General features: G+C 72.0%; 13 protein-coding genes and 2 pseudogenes. 5 read left to right on the forward strand and 10 right to left on the reverse strand.

The window, feature by feature from the left end:
* Positions 1 to 448: 448 nt before the first annotated feature.
* The 4 genes from ACH4EB_RS28785 (at position 449) to ffh (ending at position 7,473) form a co-directional block, all read left to right on the forward strand.
* Entirely contained in the window at positions 449 to 1,891 is a 1,443-nt protein-coding gene (locus ACH4EB_RS28785) for an ammonium transporter (protein ID WP_398350804.1), read from the forward strand.
* Positions 1,888 to 2,226, forward strand: coding sequence for a P-II family nitrogen regulator (locus ACH4EB_RS28790; RefSeq protein WP_365844729.1), 339 nt, complete (start codon positions 1,888 to 1,890; stop codon positions 2,224 to 2,226). The genes ACH4EB_RS28785 and ACH4EB_RS28790 overlap by 4 nt, the downstream gene beginning before the upstream one ends.
* Positions 2,227 to 2,859: 633 nt before the next feature.
* Positions 2,860 to 5,433 (forward strand): [protein-PII] uridylyltransferase, encoded by a 2,574-nt coding sequence (locus ACH4EB_RS28795; RefSeq protein WP_398350890.1) that lies wholly within the window; start codon positions 2,860 to 2,862, stop codon positions 5,431 to 5,433.
* A gap of 480 nt (positions 5,434 to 5,913) precedes the next feature.
* Positions 5,914 to 7,473, forward strand: coding sequence for a signal recognition particle protein (ffh, locus tag ACH4EB_RS28800; RefSeq protein ID WP_398350806.1), 1,560 nt, complete (start codon positions 5,914 to 5,916; stop codon positions 7,471 to 7,473).
* Positions 7,474 to 7,583: 110 nt separating this feature from the next.
* Here the strand turns inward: ffh and ACH4EB_RS28805 are convergent, their stop codons facing one another.
* From ACH4EB_RS28805 to ACH4EB_RS28850, 10 genes and pseudogenes are all read right to left on the reverse strand, one after another.
* Positions 7,584 to 8,834, reverse strand: coding sequence for a phosphopentomutase (locus tag ACH4EB_RS28805; protein ID WP_398350808.1), 1,251 nt, complete (start codon positions 8,832 to 8,834; stop codon positions 7,584 to 7,586).
* Entirely contained in the window at positions 8,831 to 10,273 is a 1,443-nt protein-coding gene (locus tag ACH4EB_RS28810) for a phosphopentomutase (protein ID WP_398350810.1), read from the reverse strand. Before ACH4EB_RS28810 ends, ACH4EB_RS28805 begins: the two co-directional genes overlap by 4 nt.
* Positions 10,270 to 11,466: an alanine racemase gene (locus ACH4EB_RS28815; protein ID WP_398350811.1), complete on the reverse strand. Its 1,197-nt coding sequence runs from the start codon at positions 11,464 to 11,466 to the stop codon at positions 10,270 to 10,272. Before ACH4EB_RS28815 ends, ACH4EB_RS28810 begins: the two co-directional genes overlap by 4 nt.
* A 5-nt stretch (positions 11,467 to 11,471) precedes the next feature.
* Positions 11,472 to 12,617 carry an aminotransferase class V-fold PLP-dependent enzyme gene (locus ACH4EB_RS28820; RefSeq protein ID WP_398350813.1) on the reverse strand — a complete coding sequence of 382 codons (1,146 nt, stop codon included), beginning with the start codon at positions 12,615 to 12,617 and terminating at the stop codon, positions 11,472 to 11,474.
* A 256-nt stretch (positions 12,618 to 12,873) separates the two neighbouring features.
* A pseudogene (locus tag ACH4EB_RS28825) lies at positions 12,874 to 13,794 on the reverse strand (phosphotriesterase); the annotation flags it as partial.
* 36 nt (positions 13,795 to 13,830) lie between these two features.
* Entirely contained in the window at positions 13,831 to 15,210 is a 1,380-nt protein-coding gene (locus ACH4EB_RS28830; RefSeq protein ID WP_398350815.1) for a YhfT family protein, read from the reverse strand.
* 86 nt (positions 15,211 to 15,296) lie between these two features.
* Positions 15,297 to 15,653: a DUF2620 family protein gene (locus ACH4EB_RS28835; protein WP_398350816.1), complete on the reverse strand. Its 357-nt coding sequence runs from the start codon at positions 15,651 to 15,653 to the stop codon at positions 15,297 to 15,299.
* Positions 15,650 to 16,021 carry a PRD domain-containing protein gene (locus ACH4EB_RS28840; protein WP_398350817.1) on the reverse strand — a complete coding sequence of 124 codons (372 nt, stop codon included), beginning with the start codon at positions 16,019 to 16,021 and terminating at the stop codon, positions 15,650 to 15,652. Before ACH4EB_RS28840 ends, ACH4EB_RS28835 begins: the two co-directional genes overlap by 4 nt.
* Positions 16,022 to 16,185: 164 nt before the next feature.
* Complete coding sequence (gene yhfZ / locus ACH4EB_RS28845; RefSeq protein ID WP_398350818.1) at positions 16,186 to 17,133, reverse strand: GntR family transcriptional regulator YhfZ; 948 nt, start codon at positions 17,131 to 17,133, stop codon at positions 16,186 to 16,188.
* Between the two features lie 291 nt (positions 17,134 to 17,424).
* Positions 17,425 to 18,300, reverse strand: a complete 876-nt coding sequence (locus ACH4EB_RS28850; RefSeq protein WP_398350819.1) for a methyltransferase domain-containing protein — start codon at positions 18,298 to 18,300, stop codon at positions 17,425 to 17,427.
* 219 nt (positions 18,301 to 18,519) lie between these two features.
* Here ACH4EB_RS28850 and ACH4EB_RS28855 point away from each other — a divergent pair.
* Positions 18,520 to 19,806, forward strand: a pseudogene (locus tag ACH4EB_RS28855) (His/Gly/Thr/Pro-type tRNA ligase C-terminal domain-containing protein).
* Positions 19,807 to 19,858: the final 52 nt, after the last annotated feature.

The following is a 19,858-nucleotide window of genomic DNA, read 5'->3' on the forward strand; positions in this document are numbered from 1 at the left end:
CCGCGGCCCGTCACCCTGTACAGCTCGACTCGGCTCCCCCACGCCAGGTCAATACGGGTGACAGCCGCGGTCGGCTGTTTCGGTGGTCGGTTGTCGGGGCTGTTCGGGTTGCCCGCGCCGTCCGGGGTGTCCGGGGTGTCCGGGCTGTCCGGGCTGTTCGGCTGGGGGTACGGGGCGGCGGGGCGCGGTGCGCGTGGGTGGGTGGGCCGGGTGGGTGCGGGGTGCTGTGGGCCGTGGTGCGGCGTGGGCGTTTCGGTGGGTTACGGGATGTACCGGGCGTGGCGGGCTGATCTCGGAGTTCATGGGGGCGTAACACTGGCGGGGGCTTCGTCACCGCGGGGAAACACCGACGGGGCATGGCCGAAACGGTGCTGCGACAACCTCGTGGCGAAAGTCGGCCCACCCGGAACCACGCCCGCACGGGCCGCATCGACGACAGGAGACGCCGATGCCCCCAGGCATCATGACGCTCGCGGCAGACGAGGCCACCCTGAGCCCGGCCAACACCGGCTTCATGCTGATCTGCACCGCGCTGGTGATGCTCATGACCCCCGCACTCGCCTTCTTCTACGGCGGCATGGTCCGGGTCAAGAGTGTGCTCAACATGTTGATGATGAGCTTCATCAGCCTGGGGATCGTCACCGTCCTGTGGGTCCTGTACGGCTTCGGGATCGCCTTCGGCCAGGACAGCGGCGGCTTCTTCGGCTGGACCGCCGACTTCGCCGGACTCAGCGGCATCGGCCTGACCGAGCTGTGGGGCGCCACCTCCATCCCGGTCTACGTCTTCGCCGTCTTCCAGTTGATGTTCGCGGTGATCACACCCGCGCTGATCAGCGGCGCCCTCGCCGACCGGGTGAAGTTCACGGCCTGGGCCCTGTTCATCGCCCTGTGGGCCACTCTCGTCTACTTCCCCGTCGCGCACTGGGTGTGGGCCGAGGGCGGCTGGCTCTTCGACCTGGGGGTCATCGACTTCGCCGGCGGCACGGCCGTCCACATCAACGCGGGCGCCGCGGCCCTCGGCGTGCTCTTCGTCGTCGGCAGGCGGATCGGCTTCAAGAAGGACCCGATGCGGCCGCACAGCCTGCCGCTGGTGATGCTCGGCGCCGGGCTGCTGTGGTTCGGCTGGTTCGGTTTCAACGCGGGTTCCTGGCTGAACAACGATGACGGGGTGGGCGCGGTCGCCTTCGTCAACACCCAGGTCGCCACGGCCGCCGCGATGCTCGGCTGGCTCGCGTACGAGAAGATCCGGCACGGCTCCTTCACCACCCTGGGCGCCGCCTCCGGCGCGGTGGCCGGACTGGTCGCGATCACCCCGGCGTGCGGCGCGGTCAGCCCGCTGGGTGCCATCGCGGTGGGCGCCATCGCCGGCGTGCTGTGCGCGATGGCGGTGGGCCTGAAGTACCGGTTCGGGTACGACGACTCCCTCGACGTGGTCGGTGTCCACCTCGTCGGCGGTGTCGCCGGGTCCCTGCTGGTGGGCCTGTTCGCCACCGGCGGCGTCCAGAGCGACGCCAAGGGTCTCTTCTACGGCGGCGGCCTGGAGCAGTTGGGCAAGCAGGCCGTGGGAGTCGTCTGTGTGCTCCTGTACTCCCTCGTCGTCTCCTTCCTCCTTGCCAAGGTCATCGACGTACTGATGGGCTTCCGGGTCTCCGAGGACGAGGAGGTCGCGGGCGTCGACCAGGCCGCGCACGCGGAGACGGCGTACGACTTCGGCGGCACGGGCGGGGGCGTGGTGGCGCGCACGGGTGTGGGGGCGGCCCCCGCCGCCGTACCGGCCCGCGGCGACGGCCCGCCCGGGGACAAGGGCCGGGGAAAGGGCCAGGGCAAGGGGCGAGGGAAGGGCCAGGGCGCGGCCCCGGCTTCCGGCAGTGAGAAGAAGGTGGACGCGTGAAGCTCATCACGGCAGTGATCAAGCCGTACCGGCTCGACGAGGTGAAGGAGGCGTTGCAGTCGTTCGGCGTGCACGGGCTGACCGTCACCGAGGCCAGCGGATACGGCAGGCAGCGCGGGCACACGGAGGTGTACCGGGGCGCGGAGTACACCGTCGACCTGGTGCCGAAGGTCCGCATCGAGGTGCTCGTGGACGACGCGGACGCCGCGGAACTGATCGACATCGTGGTGAAGGCGGCCCGCACCGGCAAGATCGGCGACGGAAAGGTCTGGAGTCTCCCGGTCGAGGAGGCGGTCCGCGTGCGTACGGGCGAGCGGGGGCCGGACGCGTTGTAGGGGTGGGCAAGCGGGTGGGGCGGATGGGGGTGGGGTCGGTTGTCGGCGGGTTGGGGAGGCGGTGTGGGCGGCGGGTGGTGGTCTGCTGTCGGTGACTGGTGACTGGTGACTGGTGACTGGTGACTGCTGGCCGGTGGTTGGGCGTGGGTGGCTGGCGACTGGTCGTGGGTGGCTGGTGGTCGGTCCGGAGCGAGCGTCCTTGCTGAGGGGCGGGGTCCGGTGCTGGGTCCTCGGCTTTCGGCCCCGCCCCGGCTCCGGGGTTCTCGGTTCCTGGCCATGCTTCTGCCCTTGCCTCGCCTCGGGCAAGGAACGCCCTTCTGAGCGGAACCGGGGCCGAAGTCGGAGCCGGGGCCGGATCTTGATCCGGTGCCGGGTCGATACGGCGACGGCGTCGACCCACCGCCTCCGCTGCCGGGAAAGCCGTACCCACCGCCTCCGCGGCCGAACGAACCGAACGAGCCGTACCCGCCGCAGGCGAAGGAGCGCCAGGGCGGTGCCCTGCGAGAGCCGGTACCTGGGGGCTGAGATGACCAAGGAGTACCTGAGTTGACCGAGAGCGTGCGGAAGACGGCGGAGGACGGCGACCAGGAGGCGGTCGGGACAAGCCAGGAGGCGCCAGGGACCAGCGCTGCCATGAACCGGGCAGTGGACACGACCGCTGCCCGTACGGGAGCGCCGAACGCCCCGGAGGAACCGCCTCCGCCCTCCACCGCCGAAGACAGCTACGCCACGGACCGGCTGCGGCTTCTGCACGACACGGACCAGGACGGATCCGCGCGCCGGGCCGCCCTCGCCCGGCTCACCGACGACTGGCTGTCCGGTCTGTTCGAGCGCGCGACCGGTGGTACCGGCTCCGGCATCGCGCTTGTCGCCGTCGGCGGCTACGGGCGCGGCGAACTCTCCCCCCGCAGCGATCTGGACCTGCTGCTGCTCCACGACGGCAAAGCCGGTGCCCGCACGGTGGCCGAACTCGCCGACCAGCTCTGGTACCCGGTCTGGGACCTGGGCCTCGCCCTGGACCACTCGGTGCGGACACCCGCCGAGGCACGCAAAGCCGCTCGCGAGGACCTCAAGGTCCAGCTCGGTCTCCTGGACGCGCGCCACTTGGCCGGCGACCCGGAACTGACAGGCGCCCTGCGCGGCACCGCGCTGGCCGACTGGCGCGAACAGGCCCCCAAACGCCTGCCCGAGCTGCACGACATCAGCCGGGAACGCGCCGCGCGTCAGGGCGAGGTGCAGTACCTGCTGGAGCCGGACCTGAAGGAGGCCAGGGGCGGACTGCGGGACGCCACCGCTCTGCGGGCGGTCGCCGCCTCCTGGCTGGCCGACGCGCCACGCGAGGGGCTGGAGGCGGCCCGTACCCGCCTGCTGGACGTGCGCGACGCGCTGCACCTGACGACCGGCCGCACCACCGACCGGCTCTCCCTTCAGGAGCAGGACCAGGTGGCCGAGGCGCTGGGCGTGCTCGACGCGGACGTACTGCTGCGGCAGGTCTACGAATCCGCCCGCACCATCTCCTACGCGAGCGACGTCACCTGGCGTGAGGTCGGGCGGGTGCTGCGGTCCCGGTCCGTCCGCCCCGTACTGCGAGGCTTGTTGCGGGGCCGCGTGGCCGGCGGCGGAACGGGGCGCGGAGAACGGTCTCCGCTCGCCGAGGGCGTGGTCGAGCTGGACGGTGAAGTCGTCCTGGCCCGGACGGCGCGACCGGACCGCGACCCGGTGCTTCCCCTCCGCGCCGCCGCTGCCGCCGCCCAGGCCGGACTCCCGCTGCCCCCGCACGCCGTGCGCCGACTGCGCACGGCCGCCGTCACCCGGCCCTTGCCCGTGCCGTGGCCGGCCGAGGCGCGGGAACAACTGGTCACACTGCTGGGCGCGGGCGCACAGACCGTACCCGTGTGGGAGGCCCTGGAGGCGGAGGGAATCACCACCTGGCTGCTGCCCGACTGGGAGCGGGTGCGCTGCCGCCCGCAGCGCAACGCCGTGCACCGCTGGACCGTCGACCGGCATCTGATCGAGACGGCCGTCCGCGCCTCGGCGCTCACCCGCCGCGTGCACCGCCCCGACCTGCTGCTGGTCGCGGCCCTGCTGCACGACATCGGCAAGGGCTGGCCCGGCGACCACTCCGTCTCCGGCGAGACCATCGCCCGGGACATGGCGGCCCGGATCGGCTTCGACGCCCGGGACGTGACGGTGATCGCCACGCTCGTACGCCACCATCTGCTGCTCATCGAGACGGCCACCCGCCGGGACCTGGGCGATCCGGCGACGATCGACGCGGTCGCGGACACGGTGGGCGGCATCGGGACCCTGGAACTGCTGCACGCCCTCACCGAGGCCGACGCGCTGGCGACCGGCCCCGCCGCCTGGAGTGCCTGGCGCGGATCGCTCGTCGCCGACCTGGTGAAACGCGTCACGGCGCGGCTGGCGGGGGAGCCCGCGCCCCAGGGGCGGGCGGTGGACGAGCCGAGCGCCGAGCAGGAACGCCTGGCCGTCGAGGCATGGCGTACGGGGGCCCCGGTGCTGGCCCTGCACCCCCGGGCAGAGGGTCACGACGAAACGGACTCCACCTCCGGACGCACCGGTACGGGGCCGGACCCGGACGTGGGTACGGGGACGGGGCTGGGCATCGAGCCGGAGCCGGAACCGGTGGGCGTCGAGCTGCTGATGGCCGTACCGCAACAGCCCGGCGTACTGCCCGCCGCGGCGGGTGTCCTCGCCATGCACCGTCTGACCGTGCGCGCCGCGGACCTGCGGAGCATCGACCCCGTCGGCGAGGGGACGGTGCTGCTGCTGAGCTGGCGGGTGGCCGTCGAATACGGCTCGCTCCCGCAGACCGTACGGCTCCGGGCGGACCTCGTACGGGCCCTGGACGGCTCGCTGGACGTACCGGCCCGGCTGGCGGAGCGCGAGCAGGCGTACGCGCGCCGCTCGCGCGGGGTGCAGGCGCCGCCGCCGCGGGTGACGGTCGCCTCCGGGACCTCGCAACGGGCGACCGTGATCGAGGTGCGTGCCCAAGACGCCCAGGGGCTGCTGCACCGGATCGGCCGCGCGCTGGAGGCCGCGCGGGTCACCGTACGCAGCGCCCACGTGAGCACGCTGGGAGCGAACGCGGTGGATGCGTTCTACGTCACGGACGAGAAGGGGGACCCGCTGCCGGACGCGGTGGCCGTCGAGGTGGCACGGGCAGTGGAGCGCGCCTTGACGTAGCCACGGCGACCGTCTGACCGGTGCGGGGCCCGCTGCCGGGCCGGGCGCTGGTGCCGGGCCGGGGTCCGGTGCTGGGTCGGAGTTCAGTGCTGGGCCAGGGTCCGCTGCCGGGCCAGGGTCCGGTGCTGGGCCGGGGTCCGGTGCCGGGCCGGAGGCCGAGGCCGGGGAGCCTCGCATCGCATGGATCACCACCACGGCCCGGAACGTCTCCACAGCCCGGACCGTCTCCGAAGGTTGGAACCTCCCTGGAGGCCGAACCGTCCCCATGGGGCGCACGGGCTCCCCGGCAACCGCGCCGCCGTGAGACGGTGGGGGCGGGACGCGCAGCGGGCCCCCGCGCCGGTTGCGCGCCGCGCCCGCAGCCGTACGGAGCCCCGGCCCGACGGTCCTCCCCGACGGGCAGGGACACGTTGCTTGCCTGTGCGGATACCCTAGAAGCCGACTTGACCCTGCCCCCGACCCCGAGGATCGACGACCGCCGTGTTCGATACGCTTTCCGACCGCTTGGCGAGTACTTTCAAAAACCTCCGGGGCAAAGGCCGCTTGAGCGAGGCGGACATCGACGCCACGGCGCGCGAGATCCGGATCGCCCTGCTGGAGGCCGATGTCGCGCTGCCCGTCGTCCGGGCCTTCATCAAGCAGGTCAAGGAGCGGGCGACCGGCGTCGAGGTCTCCCAGGCGCTGAACCCCGCCCAGCAGGTCATCAAGATCGTCAACGAGGAGCTCATCGGCATCCTCGGCGGCGAGACCCGCCGGCTGCGCTTCGCCAAGAACCCGCCGACCGTCATCATGCTGGCCGGTCTGCAGGGCGCCGGTAAGACGACCCTCGCCGGAAAGCTCGGCAACTGGCTCAAGCAGCAGGGCCACGCGCCGCTGCTGGTCGCCTGTGACCTCCAGCGCCCCAACGCCGTGAACCAGCTCTCGGTCGTCGCCGAGCGCGCCGAGGTCGCCATCTTCGCGCCCGAGCCGGGCAACGGCGTCGGCGACCCGGTCAAGGTCGCTCAGGACTCGATCGAGTTCGCCCGGTCCAAGCAGCACGACGTGGTCATCGTCGACACCGCCGGCCGCCTCGGCATCGACCAGGAACTGATGCAGCAGGCCGCGGACATCCGCGACGCGGTCAAGCCGGACGAGGTCCTCTTCGTCGTCGACGCGATGATCGGCCAGGACGCGGTCAACACCGCCGAGGCGTTCCGCGACGGCGTCGGCTTCGACGGCGTGGTGCTCTCGAAGCTGGACGGCGACGCCCGCGGTGGTGCCGCGCTCTCCATCGCGCACGTCACCGGCAAGCAGATCATGTTCGCCTCCAACGGCGAGAAGCTGGACGACTTCGACGCGTTCCACCCGGACCGCATGGCGTCCCGCATCCTGGGCATGGGCGACATGCTCACGCTGATCGAGAAGGCCGAGCAGACCTTCAGCCAGCAAGAGGCCGAGAAGATGGCCTCCAAGCTGGCGAGCAGCAAGGGCAAGGACTTCACGCTCGACGACTTCCTGGCCCAGATGGAACAGGTCCGCAAGATGGGCTCCATCTCCAAGCTTCTCGGGATGCTGCCCGGCATGGGGCAGATGAAGGAGCAGATCAACAACCTCGACGAGCGCGAGGTCGACCGTACGGCCGCGATCATCAAGTCGATGACGCCCGGCGAGCGCCAGGACCCGACCATCATCAACGGCTCGCGCCGCGCCCGTATCGCCAAGGGTTCCGGTGTCGACGTCAGCGCGGTCAAGAACCTCGTCGAGCGGTTCTTCGACGCCCGCAAGATGATGTCGAAGATGGCCCAGGGCGGCGGCATGCCGGGAATGCCTGGCATGCCGGGGATGCCGGGCATGGGTGGCGGCGGCGCCAAGAAGAAGAAGCAGCAGAAGCAGGCCAAGGGCAAGCGCAAGAGCGGCAACCCCATGAAGCGGAAGGCCGACGAGGAGGCCGCTGCCGCCCGCCGCGAGGCCGCACAGTCCGGCAACCCGCTGGGTCTGCCGCAGGGCGACGACGCGAAGAACTTTGAACTCCCCGACGAATTCAAGAAGTTCATGGGCTGACACCTGCCTCGTCCCGAGGGCGGCGTCCGTCGCCCTCGGGTCTGTGGACGGCGCGTAGGCGTTTGAGCGAGCCCCTGGCCGGAGCCCCGGTCGGGGGCTCGTTCGCGCGGTCATCCCGGTACACCCGCCGATCCGGCCGTCGGCCACGGCAGCGGAGTGCCCCGGTCGAGCGCGGTGGCGCCGAGTCCGAGCGCGACCGCCGCCGTGGCGCCCACGTCCGCCAGGGTCCGAGCCGCCGGCAGACGGTCGGGGCGGGTGGCCTCGGGACGGTGGATCAGCACCGGGACGTACTCCCGCGTGTGAAAGGCGTGGCCGATCACCGGGTCGTTGCCGTGGTCGCCGGTGACGATCAGGCGGTCGCCGGGGGAGGAGAGGAGAGGCAGCAGCGCGCTCAACCCCGTATCGGCCTGCTGGAGCACGCAGGCGTACCGCGGAGCGTCCTGCTGGTGCCCCGCCAGGTCGGTCTCCTGGACGTTGCTGACGATCAGCGCCGTGTCCGGGGCCCCGCGGAGGGCGTCGAGGGTGAGCGCGAAGACCTCGGTGGTGTCGACGGCGGGGCGGCACACCGCCGCGTCGCAGGCCAGCACATCCGCGGCCTTGCCCAGGAGCGTGACAGGGACCCCCGCGCCCGCCGCCAGCTCCGGCAGCCGGCGGGCGTGGTCCAGCGGTGTGCCGAGGTGCTGCACCGCCAGCCCGCCGTTCCGGTAGAAGCCACTCGCCGGGGTGTCCAGGCCGACCGTGCCGAGGGCGCCTTCCCGTACGAAGGTGCGCAGCGGGGCGTCGGCGTGGCCGCCGACGGCGATCACCCGGGCGACGGGCGCCACCGAACGCACCACCCGGGCAATGCGGAGCACCTCCGTGAACGAGACGTCTTCCAGGCGGCCGGAGACGTTCCAGTTGACGCCCGGGTCCGCCTCCAGGTTGTCGTGGACGAGGATCTGCCCGTCCACCACCAGCAGGGGCCGTCCGCCGAGGTCATCCGTGTTGTGTCCGTTCGCCCGTAGGGCCGCGGCGACCTCGTCGAGATGCCCGGCGAGCCGGGCCACCGCCACCCGGCTGAAGTCCGCCCCCACCATGGTCTGATGTCCGGCGTATGTGTCGGCGCCCGGATAGCCGAGTGCCGCGCGGCCCGCGGCCACCGGGAGGGACGGTCGCCGCGAGAGACCCGGATGCGGATGGACGAACCCGAGACCGAGCGCCTCCAGAGTGGGCAGCGGAAGGCGGTGGCCGGTGGCCGCACGGTGATGGTCGAGGAGATGGCCGAGCGTGTCGGCGGCGGCGTCGCCGGGGCGGTGCGCGTCCGCGTCGGGCATCGCCCCGACGCCGAAGCCGTCGAGGACGACGATGACGGCCCTGCTCATGGCCCACCCGTGCCTTCCCCGCCCGTGCTCCCCGCGCTCTCCGGGAGCGGGCGGCCGAGCGCGTCATGGCGGCCGGTCAGCCGCGGCGAGCCGGTGGCGAGGCCGGCGACGACGGCGACCGTGCTGCGGGTGACGAAGATCTGGGTACGGAACGCGAGGACGGCGGTGTCACCGGGCCGGGCGTCACCGGGAGCCAGCAAACGGTAGTAATCGATGTGCTCGGCAGGGGCCCGCTGGACGGCGAGCCGGGCGCCGGTACGGGGAATCAGCGCCGACTCGGCCCCCGACCTGGGGTAGAAGCCGCCGCCGTACAGAGCGGGCCGCCCGTCGGCGAGGACATGCGCGACCTCGGTGACGTAGACGTAGGCGGGCTGTTCCGGCTGGTTCCGGTCGGCGGCGTGGAGGGGAGTGGTGCCGGTGAGGGCGTGGCCGGGCTCGCCGGGGGAGGAGAGGAGAGGCAGCAGCGCGCTCAACCCCGTATCGGCCTGCTGGAGCACGCAGGCGTACCGCGGAGCGTCCTGCTGGTGCCCCGCCAGGTCGGTCTCCTGGACGTTGCTGACGATCAGCGCCGTGTCCGGGGCCCCGCGGAGGGCGTCGAGGGTGAGCGCGAAGACCTCGGTGGTGTCGACGGCGGGGCGGCACACCGCCGCGTCGCAGGCCAGCACATCCGCGGCCTTGCCCAGGAGCGTGACAGGGACCCCCGCGCCCGCCGCCAGCTCCGGCAGCCGGCGGGCGTGGTCCAGCGGTGTGCCGAGGTGCTGCACCGCCAGCCCGCCGTTCCGGTAGAAGCCACTCGCCGGGGTGTCCAGGCCGACCGTGCCGAGGGCGCCTTCCCGTACGAAGGTGCGCAGCGGGGCGTCGGCGTGGCCGCCGACGGCGATCACCCGGGCGACGGGCGCCACCGAACGCACCACCCGGGCAATGCGGAGCACCTCCGTGAACGAGACGTCTTCCAGGCGGCCGGAGACGTTCCAGTTGACGCCCGGGTCCGCCTCCAGGTTGTCGTGGACGAGGATCTGCCCGTCCACCACCAGCAGGGGCCGTCCGCCGAGGTCATCCGTGTTGTGTCCGTTCGCCCGTAGGGCCGCGGCGACCTCGTCGAGATGCCCGGCGAGCCGGGCCACCGCCACCCGGCTGAAGTCCGCCCCCACCATGGTCTGATGTCCGGCGTATGTGTCGGCGCCCGGATAGCCGAGTGCCGCGCGGCCCGCGGCCACCGGGAGGGACGGTCGCCGCGAGAGACCCGGATGCGGATGGACGAACCCGAGACCGAGCGCCTCCAGAGTGGGCAGCGGAAGGCGGTGGCCGGTGGCCGCACGGTGATGGTCGAGGAGATGGCCGAGCGTGTCGGCGGCGGCGTCGCCGGGGCGGTGCGCGTCCGCGTCGGGCATCGCCCCGACGCCGAAGCCGTCGAGGACGACGATGACGGCCCTGCTCATGGCCCACCCGTGCCTTCCCCGCCCGTGCTCCCCGCGCTCTCCGGGAGCGGGCGGCCGAGCGCGTCATGGCGGCCGGTCAGCCGCGGCGAGCCGGTGGCGAGGCCGGCGACGACGGCGACCGTGCTGCGGGTGACGAAGATCTGGGTACGGAACGCGAGGACGGCGGTGTCACCGGGCCGGGCGTCACCGGGAGCCAGCAAACGGTAGTAATCGATGTGCTCGGCAGGGGCCCGCTGGACGGCGAGCCGGGCGCCGGTACGGGGAATCAGCGCCGACTCGGCCCCCGACCTGGGGTAGAAGCCGCCGCCGTACAGAGCGGGCCGCCCGTCGGCGAGGACATGCGCGACCTCGGTGACGTAGACGTAGGCGGGCTGTTCCGGCTGGTTCCGGTCGGCGGCGTGGAGGGGAGTGGTGCCGGTGAGGGCGTGGCCGGGCTCGCCGTGCGTGGCACCCGACTCGGCGAGCAGTGGCAGGGTTGCCGTGCAGGTCACGCCCGGTGCGCTCAGCTTCAGGCCGGTGTGTCCCCGCACGGCCAGCACCGCATGGGCCTCGCGGACGAGTGCGAAGGTGGCGGTGGGACGCGGCTGTCCCGACCCGGGAACACACTGGACGCAGGGAAAGCCGGTGACCCCGGCGACCCGGACCCCGGGCAACTGCTCCACCTCGGCCGCGAACTCCGCCAGACCACCGAGCGGTACACCGCCCTCCTGCCCCGGATGAACCCATCCGGGCGCCCCCTCGATCCGTACGAGAATGTCCTGCACGCAGCCCAGTTGGCGCGCGGCGTCCGAGACGGCACGGGCGTTGGCCGCGTCGAAGACGGTCACCGCCTCAGGACGCCGGGCCAGAACCCCGGGAAGCGCGCGGTGCGGGACCTGCACCAGGTGGCCCACATTCCCGGCCCGGGCCCCCGCCGCGTGCAGAGCGCGGGCTTCAGGCGCGTCGATGGCGGCGAAGCGGGGCAGGTACCGGGCCACGGCCCGGATCAGTTCGGGATTGCGGCCGAACTGTTTGGACACGGGCCAGAGGCCGAGGCCCCACCGCTTCGCGTCTCTCGCCAACAGCGCGGCATTGGCCTCGACAGCGTCCAGATCCATGACGTACGTGTCCGGCTGCACCTCACCGGTACGGTGCAACTCGGCGGCGTAATCGACCAGCTTCGGGTTGCGTGCCAGAACGGTGTCGAGGAACACGGCGGTCAGCTCCCTTCCGTGTGTGCAGGAACGTCGGGCGCGGTGCGGGCGGCACCCAGGTCGCGCAGCGCGCGGCGGAGGATGTCGATGACCAGGTCCGCGCCTGCCCGCATCGGATTGACCCGCACCGTCCACTCGGCCAGCTCCGGCGCGTCCTCCAGAGCGGAGCCGGACATCCGGTAGACGAGCGGAGTGATCTCGTATCGGGAGTTGGAGCCGACCGGGTACGACGCGGCGCCGTACCGGGCCGCGGCGGCCGGCAGCGCGCGGGCCAGGGGCCGGTCCAGCCGCACCAGCACACAACGGTCCTGGACATTGGCGATCCGCACCTCGGCAATCCCCGGCACCTCCCCGGCCGTCAGTCGCTCGGCGACCTCCGTACCCGTCCTGGACTGCACCGCCCACATCACCGGAACGTGACTGAGCGCCCGAAGCGCGTCCAGCGCCTGATGCCCCTGCACCTGGCCGCCGCCCGAGTAGTTGTCGTCGTGCACCCGCTCCACCAGATCGCGTGCACCGACGACCACCCCCACCCCCTCCGGACCGTGCAGCTTGAACAGCGAGAAGCAGGAAGCGTCGGCGCCCAGTTCGACGCCGCACGCCGGGACACGGAAGACCGCGTAGTTGTCGTCGACGATGGTGCGTACGCCGGCGGCGTGGCAGGCGGCGAGCACCTCGCCCGGGGCATGGGAATCTGCCGCGCGCTGCCGGGTGTGCTGCACGAAGGCCCACCGGAACCGGCCGGAAGCCAGCGCCCGGCCCAGCGCGGCGCGGTCGTTGAAGTCCGTCTCGACGGCCTCCACTCCCAGCCCGCGCAAGGTGACACCGGTTGTGCGGTAGACGGGGGCGCGGTGCACGAGCAGCGGATCGCCCGCACCGAGCACGGAGCCGAGCGCGGCCCGGATGGCTCCCGTACCGGCCCCCTGCACCAACGCCGCTGCGGGAGCCCCGAAGAAGTCCGCGAGGACGGCCTCGACCCGCGCGGTGGTGCGCGGACGGCCCAGCCCCGGCACCACTCCAGCGTCCGTCTCCAGGAGCTGCCGGCCCTCGAAGTGCCGGGCAACGCACTCCACCAGCCGGAACTGGTTCGCCACCGCGTCCTCCACCGCGACCGTCGGCAGCGGGAACGTCCTGGGCAGCCGCACACTCATGTCAGCGCCTCCCGCCCCGTCGAGCCGCTTCCGGTGCGGGGGCCCGGGCTGGGCTCGGGCTGGGACCCGGCCCGAGCCCTGAGGCCGGTACGGTGTCCGGCGCCCCGGCCGACTGCCCCGCCGCACCGTGCCCGGCCGATCGCCCCACCACCCCATGCCCGGCGGGTTGCTCCTTCCCCCCGTGCTCGGCCGACCGCCTCGCAGTCCCGTGGCCGGCCGACTGCTCTGACTTCCCGGACTCGGCCGCCCCGCCCCCGCCGGTGAGGAAACGCAGCGGGTTGCGGCGGGTCAGCAGGTCGATCAGCTCTTCGTCGGCTCCGGCGGCCCGGACGCGCGGCAGGAACGACCGGAACATGTGCCCGTACCCCTGGCCGCCCGATCCGATCAGATAGCTGTGCCGGGAGATGTCACAACTGAGCAGTACGCGATCGGCGTACCCGGCCTCCAGCAGCGCCAGCAGTAACCGCAACCGGGTGGCATCACTCTGGTAGCGCTGCTTGCCGATGGTGTCGAAGGCCACATACGCGCCCGCCGCGGCCAGCTCCCGATGGGTCACGGGATCGTCGAGCAGATCTTGATGCCCGATGCTGACCCGGTGCGGCGCCAGACCGGTCGCGGCCAACAGCTCCAACTGGACGAGGCCGCCGCGCCCCAGCCGCGCATGGGTTGCCAGCGACAGCCCGGTCGCGACGGCAGCACGGGCGGCCGCGGTGAGCGTACGGACCTCCGGCCCGCTCGGCACGTGGCCATGGCTGCCGACCTCCCCGATGACGCCGGGAAGGACGCTGTCACCATCCGGCCCGGCCGTGACCTCTTCGATCAGGATGTCCGCCAGTTCCTCGACGCTCGCGCCCTCCACCTCGGCCGGGTGGAACGCCTCGTGATACCAGCCGGTGCCCGCGACGACCGCCACCCCCGACGCCCGGGAGATACGGGCCAGCGCCGCGAAATCCCGCCCCATGCCGCGGCAGGTCAGCTCGACGACCAGTGACAGCCCGAACCGCTCCCGCAGGTCGGACAGTTCACCGGCCACCGCCGCGGCGTGCCGGACTCCCAGCGAGGCCGTGCGATCGGTGTCCCGGCTGAGGTCGAGGGCCAGGTGCTCATGGGCGAGTACGGGGCCCCGCACGGCGCTCACGGGCAGCGGCCCGGTGACGGTCCGCAACGGAGAGTTCATGACGCACTGCCTTTCTGGCGTCCCACGTACGCCTGCTCAGCTCTTGACCGGGGTGAAGAGGTGCAGCCAATGGAAAAGATTGAGGACGATGCCGGTGACGACGACCGCGGCGGGAGCGGCGGCCATCCGGACCACCACCCGGCCCACTGCCTCGTTCAGCAGATAGAGGCCGCCGGCTATCAGAATCCCCAGTCCGCCGCCCATGGCGTTGGCCGCTATCAAGGAGCCGAAGAGGATGGCCAGTTGCAGGGTGTCGCCGATGGCGCCGCGCAAGTGCTCCGAGGAGTCGCGCACCGAAGGCAATCCGCCCAGGGCCTTCCCGAGCCAGCTCAGGGCCAGCACCTCGGCGGCGAAGACCAGCGCCCCGCAGGCGATCGCCGGCCAGGGGCTCGGCAGCAGATACCCGATCGGATAGACGAGGGTGAAACCGACGATGCCGTACGCACCGGAGGCCAGGGCCGTGGTGGCGATCAAAGGGATGAACCCGAGGGCCCGGTAGAAGTCGACCTGCGCCGCTTCCGCGTACTGTCCCTTGGCGATCAGAAAGCTGGTCGCCTCCCCACCACCGAACACATGCAGTTGGGCCAGCAGACAGACCCCGGCGCCCAGCACCATGAACCACGGCAGATGCCGGCGCAACCGGGCCGCACTGGCGCCGAACAGCGACACCATCGGTTCCACCTCGCCCGGCGCCCCACCGGCACCTCGACCGGGGGCCTTCCCGGCCGCGGACGTCGCGGCGCCCGCAGCGACTCGCTCCGCCCGGCGCTGCCGTACGTCCTTGGTCACCGCGAACCCCATGAGGAGCAGCACCCCGACCGCCATGGCCGGTGCCCCTGCGAACACATCGGGCCATGCCTTCATGGTCAGCACCACGAGCACCAGCTCCACCCCACCGGCCAGGGCGCCGCGCAGCCTCCCGAACTGCTTGGTGATCGCCAGCACCGGAAACAGCGTGAAGAGGAAGAGGATCGGCGTCGCCATCTGCTGCATGGCGGTCAGGAAGTCGACCGGGAGATCGTGCGCGAGGTCGTTGGCCCCGTCCAGACCGAACACGACCACCGCGCCCCACGCACCGCCGAGCAACGGCGCGAGCCACTTCTTCGGCGCGAGGATGCCCAGGACATCGGTGGGCAGGAACACCAGCCAGGGGTTGAGCACCCCGGAGGAGAGCGCCATCGGCGCCCCCAGCCCGAAGATGAACCCGGCGGAGAGCCCGAAGGACACCGCCGCGGTGGCGTTGCGCGTCGTACGGCCCTGGATGAAGTCGAGCATGAACGGGCGGACCCCGTCGTTGAAGACGGCCAGCGCCAGGTGTGAGAGGTAAGCGGTCAGGGCGCACAGGGCCACGACGGTCAGTTGCTGCGCGAGCGAGAAGTCGAGTCCGGTGCTCGCGGCGAGAACGGTGCTGCTCACGGGTCACTCCTTTGTGCCCTGGCACGTCGTCGGGGTGCTCGGCCCACGGGGCCGGGTCGCCGGGCCTGGCGGCGGGCCCGGTACGGTCAGGTACGGGCGGCGATGGCTCCGGCCAGCGCGGGCGTGATCGCGTCGATCTGGTCCACGGCGAAGCCGAACACCTTCTTGCCCTGGTCCAGCAGGGTGCCGATCTCGCTCTCCGAAGGGACCGAGCGGCCGAAGGTGTGGCAGACGGTGGAGCCCAGGAGCCCGACCAGCACGCCCAGCGACGCCCCGGCCCCGGTCTGGCAGGTGCCCAGGAAGTAGTCGGCCCGGCCGGCCCGCAGCCGTGCTGCCGCGTCCATGTCGTTGCTGACCACGACCTCGACGCCGTCCAGCGCCAGCCGCTCCACGGTGTCCGCGACCTCGGCCTTGCCGACACCGCCGGTGAGGATGGTCGTCATGGTGTGTCCCTTCGCAGGAGGGCGAAATGCATCGCCAGGAAGTTGATTTCGGATTCGGGGAGTGGAGAGCCGAGGGCGCTCTCGGCCCGTACGGAGACGGTGTGGGCCCGTCGGACGGCCTGGGGGTGGTCGGCCAGTTCCGCGGCCGCCATGTCGTCGGAGCGGAAGTCCGCCACCGGCTCGCCGTTTCGCAGTCGGGTCAGCGCCATCAGCAGATGGCTGGTGAGCATTCCCGCGGATCCCTCGGTGACCACGCACCCTTCGGCGGCCAGCGCGTCCAGTTCGGACCGTACGAACTCAGCGATCTCGGGCCGCACCTGACCGCTGTCCACGAAGAGCCGGATCCGTTGTGCGAGCAGGGCTTCCATGCTCGTCCCCCTTGGTTATCGGTAGTCAGAACGCGGTTTCTTGCGCATGGACGTGAGGCTTTGGGAGGCGCCTGAGGCAGGCCTCCCGATGACAGTTTCGGCCCGGCACGCTGGCTCGCTGCCCCGGTCGGCCGCCCCGCCAGAACGGGGATGAGCGACCGCCCTCAGTAGGAAGGAACACGCTCCCCTCGCAGCACCTCGGACTGGAGGCTGGTGACGGCACCCAGATCGAGCGATCCGCTCACGGCTGCCAGCGCCTCGCTGCCGTCTTTGCGGGCTATCAGCGCCGCGCTGGAACTACGTGGCGACACATCGCCGGAGATCTCGTCGCCGAGCGGCAGCACCTCCACCTCGTCGCCCAACTGCCCCTGCACCTCGTCGAGGTTCCAGACGGCGGCGTCGGCCCGGTCCTGCGCGAACAGGTCATGGAGTCGCAGGAACGAGCTCTCCAGCCATGTCACGTCCTGTCGCCCGGCGAAAGCCCGCTCGGACAGCGCCCGTTGATCCTCCGACGAGGGGTCCACGGCGACCCGCAGGCCGTCGGTGTCGAGCCGGGCCCCGTGCCGCAGCAGCAGCCCGTAGGCCCCGGCGTAGGTGGCCGGCCCCAGATCCGCGATCAAGTCGATGGGATGCCGCTCCGCCATCTGGTCGGCGGCGTAGCGGGACAGCACCGCCAGGTCGACCTTGCCGTCCAGCAGAGCGGACACCCGTGAGGCGGCGCCGCGCATGAACGTGATGGCGAAGGGCGCCCCGGCCTTCTCGAACGCGGTCCGCAGCCCGGTCGCCAGGCCTTCGTAACGGCGTGAGTGGGGCAGTGGCATCGCGGCGAGAACGGTGCCCAGCCCGGCGAGGCGCCAGAGTATGGCGCGGTCCGCCCGCACCAGGAAGGTGCCGAGATGCCCACGGGCCACGGTCTCCATCGCGCCCGAGTCCTCCAGTAGGTGGAGGGCGGCCTGCACCGTCCCGTTGCCGACCCCGAGTTTCGCGGCGAGGTCACGGACCCGGGGGAGTCGCGCGGCGTCGCCCTCGGTGGGCTGGTTGATGAGAAGGGCGGCGAGCCGCCGGGCGGCGTGCCCGTTGCGGGTCAGGAACCGTTCGTCGATGCTGTTCATGGAAATGACAGTAAACAGAATTCTGGATATTGGGCATACCTCGCACGAGTGAAGCCCGACGCCGTGGCGTTGACATGCGCGCCCGACTCCGGCGAAGGGGGAGGCACCGGCCCGGGCGCCGATGGGCGCCCGGCCGCGCACACCGCAGCAGGACCGGACCAGCCGGACAGTGCATGACCGGCTCCGGAGGTCAGAGCGCCGCGAGGGGCGAAAGGGCAGGAGGCCGAAGCAGCGGCAAAGCTGAAGGCCGAGGAAGTCGAGGAAGTCGAGGAAGCGGAAAAGCAGAAAGAATCACGTGCGGGCGATGAGGTAGCGGAACACGTTCGCCATCCAGACCGTGCCGTCCGGGCGCTGGTGCGGATGCAGCGCCTCACTCAGTTCCTTTTCCACCTGAGCCTGTTCGGCGACCTCCAGCGCCGCGTCGAACAGCCCCGTGGACAGCAGCCCACGCACCGCGCTCGGCAGGTCGCCGTAACCGAACGGGCAGGCCACCCGACCGGACCCGTCGGGACGCAGCCCCGCGCGGTCGGCCAGGTCCTCCAGGTCGTCCCGGCCGCTGGGCCGCCAGCCGCCCGCCGTGCGCAACGGGTCCGCCAGCCGCTGGGCCACCCGCAGCACACTCGCCGTGGCGCACCGCTCCACCGGCCCCCAGCCGCCCAGCACCACAGGGCTGCCGCGCTCCGCCAGCCCGGCGGCCGTCACCAGCGAAGCCGTCAGCCCCTCGATGCTGCTCACACAGCCCACCGGGTGAAAGGCCGTCACCAGGTTGAACGCGGAGCCGCTCGGGTCGGCCGCCTGCTCGGGGCCGCCGCACGCCAGCACGGTGGCCCCCGCCGGACCGTCACGCGCCTCGCGCGAGGAGTCGGGAGTCAGCCGTTCCCGCGCCAGATCCAGCCGCTCCTCGTCCGCGTCCACACCGCAGACCTGTGCGCCGCGGGCCGCCGCGATCAGCAGCGCGAGCCCGGAACCGCAGCCCAGGCCCAGCAGCCTGCTGTGCGGTCCGACATCCACCCGGTCGTAGACGGCCTCGTACAGCGGCACCAGCATCCGTTCCTGGATCTCGGCCCAGTCACGGGCGCGCCCACAGGAGTCGGCCGGTGCGGATGGGTCATGAGAACCGGGAGAGCCGGACTGCCGGAGGTGATGCCGTACGAGCGTGGGTGTCATCGAAAGCGCCCCAATCCGCCGAGAACCCGAAGCTGTCAGTGGTGGATCTCCCCCGTGCCCCGCCCCTGTGTCCGCGTCGTGCGCCCCCGCATTCCAGACAACTCCCCATCCGGCTCGGAGTCCAGGGGTGCGCCGGGGTTGTCTCCCGCGCGCCCCTCAGTGCGCCGGGGCACAAATCCGTTGGCCGACGCCGGGAGTCGCGCCCCTACCATGCGCGCCATGGCAAAGGCCCCCGCTCTCACACCCCAGGCGGACGACTTTCCCCGCTGGTACCGGGCTCTGATCAGCAAGGCCGAACTGGCCGACAACGGGCCGGTACGCGGCACCATGGTCATCCGACCGTACGGGTACGGACTCTGGGAACGGATGCGGCAAGAGATGGACGCGCGCATCAAGGAGGCCGGTGCCCGGAACGCCTGCTTCCCGCTCCTGATCCCGCAGTCGTACCTGACCAAGGAGGCCGAGCACGTCGAAGGCTTCACGACGGAACTGGCGGTGGTCACCCACGGCGGCGGCAAGGAACTGGAGGAACCGGCCGTCATCAGGCCCACCTCCGAGACCATCGTCAACGAGTACTTCTCCAAGTGGGTGCGGAGCTACCGCGATCTCCCGCTGCTCATCAACCAGTGGGCCGACGTCGTCCGTTGGGAGCTGCGGCCGCGGGTGTTCCTTTGTGCGACGGAATTCCTCTGGCAGGAGGGCGGGCGGAACGCTTCGCCGGCGCCGTCAACACCCTCACTCTCGAAGCGATGATGGGCGACGGCAAGGCCCTGCAGATGGCCACCGGTCACGAGCTGGGCCAGAACTTCGCGCGCGCCTTCCACACGCAGTACCTCTCCGAGGAAGGCCGGCAGGAACTGGACTGGCAGACCTCCTGGGGCGGCTCCCCCCGCATGATCGGCGCGCTCGTCATGGCGCACGGCGACGACCACGGCCTGCGTGTCCCGCCCCGGCCGGCCCCGGTCCAGGTGGTGGCCCTGGCGGTCAAGGGCGACGACACCGTAGTCGCAGAGGCCCGACGGATCGGTGACACGTTGAGGGCGGCCGGCGTACGCGTCCAGGTCGACGACCGTACGGACATCCCTTCGGGCGCCGCGCGGTGGACCGGGAACTGAAGGGCGTGCCGTTCCGGGGCGAGGTCGGTCCGCGTGACCTGGAGAGCGGCACCGCGGCGCTGGTCCGTCGTATCCCCGGTGGCAAGGAGCCGGTTCGGCTCGACGCGCCAGCCTCCCTCCTCCTCGCACTACTGGAGGAGGGCCGAGTGCTCCTTCTGCGGCAGTCCCGTGAGCGGTCACGCACCTCGGACGTCACCTCCGTGGAGGAGGCCGCAGAGGTGGCGAGCGCCGGCGGCTGGCCCGCATCCCGTGGGCGGCGCTCGGCCCGGACGGTGAGGCTCGGCTCGCCGAGCAGGCGGTGACCGTACGGTGTCTGGTAGCCGAGGACGGGTCGGTGCCCGACGCGGACGACGCCCCCGATAGCATCGTGGTCGTCGCGCGCGCCTACTGAGCCCCATCGGGCTCCACCGGTGTCACGTCGCGGCCCATGGGCAACGGTTGCC

It is taken from the genome of Streptomyces sp. NPDC018045, from assembly GCF_044327445.1.
Lineage (GTDB): Bacteria > Actinomycetota > Actinomycetes > Streptomycetales > Streptomycetaceae > Streptomyces.

What these genes read in the sequence shown, in the direction of transcription:
- ACH4EB_RS28835 (WP_398350816.1), bottom strand. Translation starts at nt 15,653, where the DNA reads ATGACGACCATCCTCACCGGCGGTGTCGGCAAGGCCGAGGTCGCGGAC.
- ACH4EB_RS28795 (WP_398350890.1), top strand. Translation starts at nt 2,860, where the DNA reads ATGAACCGGGCAGTGGACACGACCGCTGCCCGTACGGGAGCGCCGAAC.
- ACH4EB_RS28840 (WP_398350817.1), bottom strand. Translation starts at nt 16,021, where the DNA reads ATGGAAGCCCTGCTCGCACAACGGATCCGGCTCTTCGTGGACAGCGGT.
- ACH4EB_RS28805 (WP_398350808.1), bottom strand. Translation starts at nt 8,834, where the DNA reads ATGAGCAGGGCCGTCATCGTCGTCCTCGACGGCTTCGGCGTCGGGGCG.
- ACH4EB_RS28785 (WP_398350804.1), top strand. Translation starts at nt 449, where the DNA reads ATGCCCCCAGGCATCATGACGCTCGCGGCAGACGAGGCCACCCTGAGC.
- ACH4EB_RS28810 (WP_398350810.1), bottom strand. Translation starts at nt 10,273, where the DNA reads ATGAGCAGGGCCGTCATCGTCGTCCTCGACGGCTTCGGCGTCGGGGCG.
- ACH4EB_RS28850 (WP_398350819.1), bottom strand. Translation starts at nt 18,300, where the DNA reads ATGACACCCACGCTCGTACGGCATCACCTCCGGCAGTCCGGCTCTCCC.
- yhfZ (WP_398350818.1), bottom strand. Translation starts at nt 17,133, where the DNA reads ATGAACAGCATCGACGAACGGTTCCTGACCCGCAACGGGCACGCCGCC.
- ACH4EB_RS28820 (WP_398350813.1), bottom strand. Translation starts at nt 12,617, where the DNA reads ATGAGTGTGCGGCTGCCCAGGACGTTCCCGCTGCCGACGGTCGCGGTG.